Raw genomic sequence first — 7,513 nt, forward strand, 5'->3', positions numbered from 1 at the left:
AAAGTCGATGCTTATTTCAGCTCGACTTTAGCGCCTGCTTCTTCCAGAGTGGCTTTTGCTTTGTCAGCTGCGTCTTTCGAAACAGCCTCCAGAACAACGCCAGGAGCGCCGTCAACTACAGCCTTGGCTTCTTTCAGGCCCAGACCGGTCAGTTCACGTACTGCCTTGATCACGTTAACTTTCTTCTCGCCAGCTTCCAGCAGCATGACGTTGAATTCAGTTTGTTCTTCAACAACGGCAGCGACAGCAGCTGGACCAGCGGAAGCAGCGGCAGCGGAAACGCCGAACTTCTCTTCCATGGCCTTGATCAGCTCAACGATTTCCAGAACGGATTTTTCGCCGATTGCTTCGATGATTTGGTCGTTAGTCAGAGACATGACTATAAATTCCTGTATTGGGGTGACAGCCTACGCGGCCGTCGAAATAAACAATAAACGCTGAAAGGAGTCGCTCAGCCTTAGGCTGCGGCAGCTTCTTTCTGGTCGCGAAGAGCCGCCAGAGTACGAGCCAATTTGCTGGTTGCGCCTTGAATCACGCTCATCAGCTGAGAAATTGCTTCGTCACGGGTCGGCAGGCTTGCCAGTACGTCGATCTGATTAGCTGCGAGGAACTTGCCCTCGAACGCAGCTGCCTTGATCTCGAACTTATCCTGACCTTTTGCGAACTCTTTGAAGATACGAGCAGCAGCGCCCGGATGATCTTTGGAGAATGCAATCAAGGTCGGGCCGGTGAACACGTCGTTGAGCACGTCATATTGAGTGCCAGCAACGGCGCGCTTGAGCAGGGTGTTACGTACAACACGTACGTAAACGCCAGCTTCACGAGCCTCTTTACGGAGTCCGGTCATAGCGCCTACTGTTACGCCACGGGCATCAGCCACGACAGCGGACAGAGCAACTTGGGCAGCCTTGTTGACTTCAGCGACGATGGCCTTCTTGTCTTCAAGTTTAATTGCCACGGGAAAAACTCCTGCTTGTTACCGTTTCATCCAACCGAGGCCAGATGTCGTTTTGGTGTCTGATTCGGTAAGGAACCGGGAGCACCATCTGCGTAGGCTTGAGGTTTAAGACTTGCGTCGCCTACGGTCTTGGATAGCCCCCGCCAGGCAGGGACCCCAATCTTTCAATTGGCGCAATCGCTTGCGCCAACCTGTGTCTTACGCGTCGAGCGAACCTTGGTCGATGACCAGGCCTGGACCCATGGTGGTGCTCAGGGTAACGCGCTTGACGTAAATACCTTTCGAGGAAGCTGGCTTGATACGCTTCAGATCAGCGATCAGGGCTTCAACGTTTTCCTTCAGCTTGACGGCGTCGAAGCCAACCTTGCCAACGGAGGTGTGGATGATGCCGTTTTTGTCGGTGCGATAACGAACCTGACCAGCCTTGGCGTTCTTAACCGCGGTAGCTACGTCTGGCGTTACGGTGCCAACTTTAGGGTTAGGCATCAGGCCACGTGGGCCCAGGATCTGACCCAACTGACCAACAACGCGCATTGCATCCGGGGATGCGATAACTACGTCATAGTTCAGGTCGCCGCCTTTCATTTCGGCAGCCAGATCGTCCATACCTACACGGTCAGCGCCGGCAGCCAAAGCGGCCTCAGCAGCTGGACCCTGGGTGAACACTGCAACGCGAACAGTCTTGCCAGTGCCGTGTGGCAGCACAGTAGCGCTACGAACGACCTGGTCGGATTTACGCGGGTCAACACCCAAGTTTACAGCAACGTCAAACGACTCGCTGAACTTGACGGTCGACAGCTCAGCCAGCAGAGCAGCAGCGTCTACAAAGTTGTAAGACTTGCCTGCTTCGATTTTGCCGGCGATAGCCTTTTGACGCTTGGTCAACTTAGCCATTACACACCCTCCACGTTAAGGCCCATGCTACGAGCAGAACCGGCGATAGTACGCACGGCCGCGTCCATATCAGCTGCAGTCAGATCCGCGTTTTTGGTTTTCGCGATTTCTTCCAGCTGAGCACGGGTAACGGTGCCAACCTTAACGGTGTTCGGACGAGCGGAACCGCTAGTCAGACCAGCAGCTTTCTTCAGCAGAACCGAAGCAGGTGTGGATTTGGTTTCGAAAGTGAAGCTACGGTCGCTGTAGACAGTGATGATCACTGGAGTCGGCAGACCTGGCTCAATACCCTGAGTACGGGCGTTGAAAGCCTTGCAGAATTCCATGATGTTCACGCCGTGCTGACCCAGAGCAGGACCAACAGGTGGGCTTGGGTTAGCCTGAGCGGCCTTCACTTGCAGCTTGATGTAAGCGGTAATCTTCTTGGCCATGAGGCACTCCAATTACGGGTTCGAACGCCTCGAAAGGCTCCCCGGTTACTTGCGCGTTTATCCCAGTGACGACAAAACCCCACAGCCTAGGGCTGCGGGGTTGGGATGCTTGTTCAGCTAGACTTTTTCGACCTGGCTGAACTCTAGCTCTACCGGAGTAGAGCGACCGAAAATGAGCACTGCCACTTGGATCCGGCTCTTCTCGTAGTTAACTTCTTCGACCGTGCCAGTAAAGTCGGCAAACGGACCGTCATTGACACGTACCGACTCACCCGGCTCGAACAACGTCTTCGGCTTCGGCTTGTCGCTACCATCAGCAACGCGACGCAGAATCGCTTCCGCCTCTTTATCTGTGATAGGTGCAGGCTTATCAGCAGTACCTCCGATAAAACCCATCACCCGAGGAGTATCCTTGACCAAGTGCCAAGTACCCTCATTCATGTCCATCTGAACCAGCACATAACCTGGGAAGAACTTGCGCTCGCTTTTGCGTTTCTGGCCATTACGCATTTCAACCACTTCTTCAGTGGGAACCAGAATTTCGCCAAAGCCATCTTCCATGCCAGCCAGCTTTACGCGCTCGACCAACGAGCGCATGACATGCTTCTCGTAACCGGAGTAAGCATGCACAACGTACCAACGCTTAGCCACGGGACACCCTTAGCCGACAATCAAGGAAACAAGCCAGCCGAGCAGGGAATCAAGCCCCCACAACAGCAACGCCATAACCAGCACAACAGCCACAACGATCAACGTGGTCTGCGTGGTTTCTTGGCGAGTTGGCCATACGACTTTACGAATCTCGGTGCGAGCTTCCTTAACCAGTACAAAGAAAGACTTGCCCTTGACTGTTTGCAGGCCTACAAAGGCAGCTACAGCAGCAATGACGAGCAAAGCTAGTACGCGGTACAGGATCGGCGAAGCAGAGTAATACTGATTGCCAACAACGCCAACAACCACCAAAGCAACTACTACTAGCCACTTGAGCAGATCGAAGCGAGAGCCTTGAGCTTCAGCTTTAGGAGTCATCTATGAAGATCCTGTGAAAAGAAAGCCAGACACACCAAGTGAATCTGGCAGGTCAGGAGGGAATCGAACCCCCAACCTACGGTTTTGGAGACCGTCGCTCTGCCAATTGAGCTACTGACCTAAAACAAAATCAGGCCGACCATTATGCCGGCCCGAAAAAGACATTACAACAACTTACTCGATGACTTTAGCTACGACACCAGCACCGACGGTACGACCGCCTTCACGAATGGCGAAACGCAGACCATCTTCCATTGCGATGGTTTTGATCAGAGTGACCGTCATTTGGACGTTATCACCTGGCATCACCATTTCAACGCCTTCCGGCAGCTCGCAGTTACCGGTCACGTCGGTGGTCCGGAAGTAGAACTGTGGACGGTAGCCTTTGAAGAATGGTGTATGACGACCACCCTCTTCCTTGCTCAGAACGTAAACCTCAGCGGTGAACTTGGTATGCGGCTTGACAGTGCCCGGCTTGACCAAAACTTGGCCACGCTCAACATCATCACGCTTGGTACCACGCAGCAATACGCCGCAGTTCTCGCCAGCACGACCTTCGTCGAGCAGCTTGCGGAACATCTCAACACCAGTGCAAGTAGTTTTGACAGTGTCACGAAGACCAACAATCTCAACTTCTTCCTGAATGCGGACAATGCCACGCTCAACACGACCAGTCACAACAGTACCGCGACCGGAGATCGAGAAAACATCCTCGATTGGCATCAGGAACGGCTTATCAATAGCACGCTCAGGCTGCGGAATGTAGCTATCCAGCGTCTCGACCAACTTCTTGACGGCAGTAGTGCCCATCTCGTTGTCATCTTGACCATTCAGCGCCATAAGCGCCGAACCAATGATGATCGGAGTGTCATCACCTGGGAAATCGTAAGCACTCAACAGGTCGCGCACTTCCATCTCAACCAGCTCCAGCAGCTCAGCATCATCAACCATGTCAGCCTTGTTCAGGAAGACAACGATGTACGGAACGCCAACCTGGCGGGACAGAAGGATGTGCTCACGGGTTTGCGGCATCGGACCATCAGCAGCCGAGCAAACCAGAATCGCACCATCCATCTGGGCAGCACCGGTAATCATGTTTTTTACGTAGTCAGCGTGACCTGGACAGTCAACGTGTGCGTAGTGACGCACGGCCGAATCGTACTCAACGTGAGCGGTGTTGATGGTAATACCACGAGCTTTTTCTTCAGGGGCGCTATCGATCTTGTCGAAGTCAACCTTTGCCGAACCGAAAACTTCGGAGCAGACGCGGGTCAAAGCAGCAGTCAGAGTAGTTTTACCGTGATCGACGTGACCAATGGTACCTACGTTGACGTGAGGCTTATTACGTTCGAACTTTTCCTTAGCCATCAAAATCACCCCTAGGAGAAGAATTGAGCAGGTCAAACAAGCCATTAAAACAAAGGCAGATATTTTCATATCTGCCTTGTTATATGGAGCTCTTGAGCGGATTTGAACCGCTGACCTCACCCTTACCAAGGGTGTGCTCTACCAACTGAGCTACAAGAGCGTAACGCTATGCAGGATCTGCAAACTTGGAGCGGGTAGCGGGAATCGAACCCGCATCATCAGCTTGGAAGGCTGAGGTTCTACCACTAAACTATACCCGCGAGCTTGCAGCTCTCGCTAAAAATGGTGGAGGGGGAAGGATTCGAACCTTCGAAGTCGTAGACGTCAGATTTACAGTCTGATCCCTTTGGCCGCTCGGGAACCCCTCCTAAGCGAGCCGGCATTCTATATCATGCCAGCCTTCTGTCAAGCATTTTCTCATTAAAAACCTGAGGTTAGCTGCGTTGACGTCACTTTGCGGTGTTAACCATTAAAGGTCTTCACTGCGAAGCGGGCGCCATTCTATGCAAACTATTCGGCGGGTGCAACCCCCTCGCACGGCATTATTTTATGTTTTAACTCATTGAATTCTCTAGAAAGGTTTTTCAGCTGCGAATCATCCAGCCAACGCCGGCTTTCTGGTGCCACACGCACCCAGTAACCATCAGACCCAGCAGGGGGCCTCAGCAAGGACTCGAACTTGATTTCCATACCACTCAATCGCCGCTCAACAGCCTGAGCCGCTTCCTGACGAGTAAAACCGCCCAGATAGAGGCAACCATCATCTGCCTGCGTAGACTTTCCTTTATCACGGGCCGCATCAGCCGTCTCACTCAACAAGCGAATATCCTGCTGTGCCCCCTTATACAAGCTCAAAGGGGTTACATCCTTCGCGCGCAGAGGAGCCTCCTGCTGGTGCCAGATGTAATAGAACACATTGAGAACAAGCAACAGCAGAAACAACCAACGCATAAAAACCTCAGGACAAGGGACACGCCATAGCCAAACCTACAAACACCAGATCAGGAATCACCCTGGCCTCAGGCACTATCTCGGAAACCAGGTCTGCATCTCCTCCAGTGAGGAACACAGCAAAATCCCCCCCCCAATAGCTACGCGCCAACTCTAACTGCGTCAGGACAAAGCCTCTCAGCATCAACGAGCAACCCCGCTCGACCGCTTCGACAGTTGTCCGACCAGGAACGAGACTTTCCAGAGCGCGCTCGGCTGCTAGATCGCCATAACGAATTCTACGGGTGTGGGTACGCAATTGGTTTCGCATCAGAGGCATACCTGGGCATATAAATCCTCCGAGATGCTCTCCATCCTTAGAGATGAAGTCCGCAGTAACAGCCGTACCAAAATCAAGCACAAGGCACGCACCCGAAGCCAGATGGAATCCTCCAAGCATCGCCAGCCAACGGTCGAGCCCTAACCGCTCAAACTCCTCATAGCCATTACGAACCCCCGACATTTCGCGGGACGGCGCTGCACACACCACCGACACACCAAAAGCTTCTGTCAGCAGAGAAATCAGTGCACTGGTTTCTTCGGCGGTCCTGACACTGACCAACCGACAAAACTTGAGAGCGAGTCCCTTCAGCGCTTTCAAGCCCTCCAACAAAGCGAGATCCGAATCAACGACGCCCTCGCCAACCACCCGCCGAACATCCGCGTCGAGCACACGCCACTTGATAAAACTGTTCCCGCAGTCGAGCTCAAGAATCATCACGCAACCTCAGACTGAGCTCACCACCACTAAAGACCTTTTCCACACCATCCACCTTCAAGCGCAGAGCACCTTGACTATCAATACCCAGCACTTCGCCATCTATATGGTTAACACCTGCGATCAACGACACAGCCCGCCCCTGCCAGAGATGATTTTGCTCCCACTCTGCCTGGATAGCTGAAAATCCGTCGACTTGATGACGAGACAGATATGCCTGGAGCGTCGCACCCAACTCCCCGACCAGGTGATTTCGATCAAACACCTTGCCCGACTCTAGCCGCATGGACGTCCACTGCTGATCTACCTCATCGGTAATCTGCATGTTCACATTAATTCCTACACCCAGCACAACGTGACACACATCAGCAGGATCTCCCACCAGCTCGAGCAATATCCCGGCGATCTTCTTCTGACCGACCAGAACATCGTTGGGCCACTTCAACCCAGCCCCCGAAATACCAAGCTCGCGCAGGGCCTGCATGACGGCGAGCCCGACAACTAGGCTCAAGCCTTCCAGCTGACGCATTCCACCTTCAATACGCAGCACGAGGCTGTAATAAATGTTTTCCGCGAATGGACTTGCCCACTTACGTCCACGCCGGCCGCGACCTGCAGTTTGCCGCTCAGCAAGCACCAGAAAGGGTGCCGCCTGCCCTCGCTCTACGGCGCGCAAAGCCTCGGCATTAGTGGAGTCAATTGAATCGAAAACCAGGATAGGCCAATCACAAGAAGGCGCCTGCTCTCTTATCTCGACAGGATCAAGCAGCGTCAATGGCGCAGCCAGTTGATAGCCGCGCCCCCGCACCTTATGAATGGATAATCCCAGCTCAGCTTCTAAATGCTGAAGCTGCTTCCAAACGGCACTACGACTGACACCCAAGGCGACGCCCAAGGCCTGACCCGAATGGAATCGGCCATCTTTAAGAAGCTTTAACAATGTCAGCATGCAAGTCTCGCCTCACAATGAGGCCCGCATGATAGCCATGCCTCGCGCCATTGCATAGAAACCCTACAGGGCAGTTTTCTGCGGGCAAAACAAAACCCCTACCTGCATACGCAGATAGGGGTTTCGGAATTTAATCTTGACGATGACCTACTCTCACATGGGGAAACCCCACACTA

10 protein-coding genes and 4 tRNA genes are annotated in these 7,513 nt (G+C 53.3%); all 14 read right to left on the minus strand.

Annotation, left to right across the window (positions count from 1 at the left end; all coding sequences use genetic code 11):
• Positions 1-11: 11 nt before the first annotated feature.
• A complete protein-coding gene (gene rplL / locus QF010_RS30255; protein ID WP_008145490.1) occupies positions 12-377 on the minus strand; it encodes a 50S ribosomal protein L7/L12 in 366 nt (121 codons plus the stop codon).
• 80 nt (positions 378-457) lie between these two features.
• Positions 458-958 (minus strand): 50S ribosomal protein L10, encoded by a 501-nt coding sequence (gene rplJ, locus QF010_RS30260; RefSeq protein ID WP_008145489.1) that lies wholly within the window; start codon positions 956-958, stop codon positions 458-460.
• A gap of 198 nt (positions 959-1,156) precedes the next feature.
• Entirely contained in the window at positions 1,157-1,852 is a 696-nt protein-coding gene (rplA, locus tag QF010_RS30265) for a 50S ribosomal protein L1 (RefSeq protein WP_007896626.1), read from the minus strand.
• Positions 1,852-2,283 (minus strand): 50S ribosomal protein L11, encoded by a 432-nt coding sequence (rplK, locus tag QF010_RS30270; RefSeq protein ID WP_003210097.1) that lies wholly within the window; start codon positions 2,281-2,283, stop codon positions 1,852-1,854. Before rplK ends, rplA begins: the two co-directional genes overlap by 1 nt.
• A gap of 117 nt (positions 2,284-2,400) precedes the next feature.
• Complete coding sequence (nusG, locus tag QF010_RS30275; RefSeq protein WP_007896622.1) at positions 2,401-2,934, minus strand: transcription termination/antitermination protein NusG; 534 nt, start codon at positions 2,932-2,934, stop codon at positions 2,401-2,403.
• Between the two features lie 9 nt (positions 2,935-2,943).
• Positions 2,944-3,312: a preprotein translocase subunit SecE gene (gene secE / locus QF010_RS30280; protein ID WP_007896620.1), complete on the minus strand. Its 369-nt coding sequence runs from the start codon at positions 3,310-3,312 to the stop codon at positions 2,944-2,946.
• Between the two features lie 45 nt (positions 3,313-3,357).
• Positions 3,358-3,433: transfer RNA gene (locus tag QF010_RS30285), tRNA-Trp, on the minus strand.
• 53 nt (positions 3,434-3,486) lie between these two features.
• On the minus strand, positions 3,487-4,680 hold the full coding sequence (tuf, locus tag QF010_RS30290; protein WP_019693885.1) for an elongation factor Tu: 1,194 nt from the start codon (positions 4,678-4,680) through the stop codon (positions 3,487-3,489).
• An 84-nt stretch (positions 4,681-4,764) separates the two neighbouring features.
• Positions 4,765-4,840, minus strand: a tRNA-Thr gene (locus QF010_RS30295).
• A gap of 26 nt (positions 4,841-4,866) precedes the next feature.
• A tRNA-Gly gene (locus QF010_RS30300) sits at positions 4,867-4,940 on the minus strand.
• Between the two features lie 23 nt (positions 4,941-4,963).
• Positions 4,964-5,048: transfer RNA gene (locus QF010_RS30305), tRNA-Tyr, on the minus strand.
• Positions 5,049-5,190: 142 nt separating this feature from the next.
• Positions 5,191-5,631 (minus strand): hypothetical protein, encoded by a 441-nt coding sequence (locus QF010_RS30310; protein ID WP_033059468.1) that lies wholly within the window; start codon positions 5,629-5,631, stop codon positions 5,191-5,193.
• A gap of 7 nt (positions 5,632-5,638) precedes the next feature.
• A complete protein-coding gene (locus tag QF010_RS30315; protein WP_033059469.1) occupies positions 5,639-6,388 on the minus strand; it encodes a pantothenate kinase in 750 nt (249 codons plus the stop codon).
• Positions 6,378-7,337, minus strand: a complete 960-nt coding sequence (gene birA, locus QF010_RS30320) for a bifunctional biotin--[acetyl-CoA-carboxylase] ligase/biotin operon repressor BirA (protein ID WP_033059470.1) — start codon at positions 7,335-7,337, stop codon at positions 6,378-6,380. The genes QF010_RS30315 and birA overlap by 11 nt, the downstream gene beginning before the upstream one ends.
• Between the last annotated feature and the right edge of the window lie 176 nt (positions 7,338-7,513).

This window comes from Pseudomonas silensiensis (assembly GCF_050434865.1).
In the GTDB taxonomy this organism is placed as follows: domain Bacteria; phylum Pseudomonadota; class Gammaproteobacteria; order Pseudomonadales; family Pseudomonadaceae; genus Aquipseudomonas; species Aquipseudomonas fluorescens_W.